This is a genomic window from Oceanispirochaeta sp., from assembly GCF_027859075.1.
Taxonomy (GTDB): Bacteria; Spirochaetota; Spirochaetia; order DSM-2461; family DSM-2461; genus Oceanispirochaeta.
This window is the reverse complement of the sequence record NZ_JAQIBL010000213.1, coordinates 1-2,664: the sequence shown is the minus strand read 5'-3', so window position 1 is coordinate 2,664 and position 2,664 is coordinate 1. Positions and strand designations below refer to the sequence as shown.

General features: G+C 43.7%; 2 protein-coding genes and 1 tRNA gene. 1 reads left to right on the top strand and 2 read right to left on the bottom strand.

The window, feature by feature from the left end:
• Positions 1-289: 289 nt before the first annotated feature.
• Positions 290-363 (bottom strand) — tRNA-Ile (locus PF479_RS12080).
• A 316-nt stretch (positions 364-679) separates the two neighbouring features.
• Between PF479_RS12080 and PF479_RS12075 the strand changes: the two genes are divergently transcribed.
• Positions 680-943: a hypothetical protein gene (locus tag PF479_RS12075; RefSeq protein ID WP_298006845.1), complete on the top strand. Its 264-nt coding sequence runs from the start codon at positions 680-682 to the stop codon at positions 941-943.
• Positions 944-947: 4 nt separating this feature from the next.
• Here the strand turns inward: PF479_RS12075 and PF479_RS12070 are convergent, their stop codons facing one another.
• Positions 948-2,630, bottom strand: a complete 1,683-nt coding sequence (locus PF479_RS12070) for a methyl-accepting chemotaxis protein (protein ID WP_298006843.1) — start codon at positions 2,628-2,630, stop codon at positions 948-950.
• Between the last annotated feature and the right edge of the window lie 34 nt (positions 2,631-2,664).

Here is a 2,664-nt window from a genome sequence, read left to right as displayed (position 1 = left end):
ATGACTTTCCTTCCATGTAACCGCCACATTTACTCCATCAGTTGTAGTGAGGATTTCGTCACTTTGTGCAAACTCGTCCACTGATGTAGCCTTATATGTGGTTTCTGTTCGTCGGTTCGGAAGTTTGTCTCGGGCTTCCTTCAGACCCAGTCTCGCGACTACGCCCTTGCCGTCAACTAGCAGTTTCTTTCACACTACCACCTACAACGGTCTTTCACCGCCTAGTCATTACCCATGCAGGGCAAACCTAAAAAAAAGAACATCCGCAAAAAACGGATGATCTTTTTTCTGGGCCCACAAGGACTTGAACCTTGGACCACCTGATTATGAGTCAGGTGCTCTAACCAACTGAGCTATAGGCCCCAGGAAGCATGGGCGAGTCGGCTGCATACTCGAGCAATAAATCCAGAGGATTTATGACCAGAGCAGTAAACAGAGTTTACGACCAGCCCGATGAGCGCTCATAGTAATAGAATCACTGAGGATTGTCAATATTTTCGGACTTCACCCTTTAATGAATATTTATTTAACGATTTCTTTCTTTAGAACCAGGATCGTGGTATAATGTTAGGACAGGCTACTTCGTTATTGATGCTTTGATCCTGCATAGAGACCTGTTGTTTTTTGATTTTAGTATGAACTTCGTTATTTTGTTTTTCAGAACGGGAAGGAGCTACCCATGAATCAGGACATATCAACCATAGATCTTGACGAGAGAGATTTCCATTCAAGAGAAACCCCTGGAAAAGGGACCCTCCTCAGTTCTGATGAAATCCAACTCTTTTTAAATATGGCAGGGTCTATTAAGAACCCCAAAGACCGTGATTTTATCGAAAAATTAGCAAAAAAAGAATTCATTACCGCCCAGGAGAGAAAGGAAATGGACAGCATCTTTTTAAATGCAATGTCTCGGATCAAACAAGAGTCCTCCTTCTCCGCCTGATTGATCAGTATTGAAACTTTCCCAGCCCGGTGACAATGTCTGAGGATGCCCCGTGCAGGACACGGGTCTGATCCTGCAATTGAAGACTAACTTTATTAACATTTTCAGCACCCGATCTCATATCCTTTGCAGCACGGCTCGTATCCTGTGATATGCCTTCGATGGCCTGCATGGACAGATCCACTTTTTTTGTTAGATCATCCATTTCCACCATACTCGTTCTGACTCGCTGACTGTTATCCCTCAGGCTGGAAACTGAATCCAGAATAAGGGTGCTTCCTTCCTTGAGTTCGAATAAGCCGGACCCTATTTCCCTATAGGAATCAATCATTGAATCTATACCGCTGGCAATATGCTGAAAGCTGTCTTTAGCCTCTCCTCCGGCTTTCGATGTTTCCTGAATGGTTGTAATAATATTATTGATATTCAAGTTTATTTCCCGGGAACTGGACGAAGACGACTCTGCCAGTTTCCTGATTTCATCGGCAACAACGGCAAAACCCTTTCCGGCATCCCCCGCATGGGCGGCTTCAATAGCGGCATTCATGGCAAGCAGATTGGTCTGTGAAGCAATATTTTGAATCAGAGAAAGGATCTCTCTGATTTTTTCAACACTGTCATTGATATTGTTGATCCGTACCACAGTAGAATCCAGTTTTTCCTGACCTTCCCTCGAGACAGAAACCAGAGTTTCTGCCGAGCTTATCTTTCCTTCTGCCACAGAGCTGATACTATCGATGGAGGCGGTGATTTCGGCAATGGCACCGGAAGAACTCTCTACAATGGCACTCTGGTCTTCTACATCCCGGTTTAAATCCTGGAGATGCTTCATCAGCGATCCGGTAGAACCGGTCGCTTCCCGGATACTTAAATTCAAGTCCTCCATTCGGTTTGAAACACTGTCAATCCTCTGCCTTATCTGCTCTACAGACGAAGTAGTTTCCTCAGCAACTAAAATCATTTCATCTTTGGAATGAACTGTTTTATCAACAGAGATGTCGAGACTTTTGAGAAGCTCTGCATTATTTTCATACACCTTGAATAACTGATTATTCAAAGCCCCCAGTTCATCCCGGGAGAGGCAATAGCCTTCTGTTGCAGAAAAATCCCCGCCTGCCAATACACTGGCAAAGGATTCACAGCAGCTGATGCGGCGATTGATACCTCTCATAAGCAGGAAGATATTTAATACACTCATGATAACGCCCAGGAGTTCCAATGGGAGGAGTTTTTTTGCCAGTGAGGATTGTACTTCTTCCAGAAAGACTGCCGAGGCCAGACTATGTTTTATTCCCTGGGTCAGGATGATTAGAATGGAGATCATCAGAAGAAAAACGACGAGGTTCGTCCTCAAGGAGAGTTTCATAGACATTACTTTTTCATCAAAAGGTACATCACTTGTGTCACTTTCAAAAACCTGAAGAAACAGAACATAGAAGGGCAGCCCTACAAACATGGTACTGGCAAAACCAAGGGCTGAAATATCGAATCGGACATCAAAGGGGATTTTCGTCATAAACAGCAGAATAAGCTGAGGGAGTAATACACTTTGAAGCAATCCTATGTATAAAATGAATTTTGGGAAAGAGACCACTTTTTTGGTAATTTTCTCTTTCATCAGTTTTTTAGATTCAAGATCACGCGAACGCCACTTGCGAAGACTGACATCCATGGAATGCCAGAGCAAAAAGTATAATCCCTGAAGAGCCAGTCACCAAACC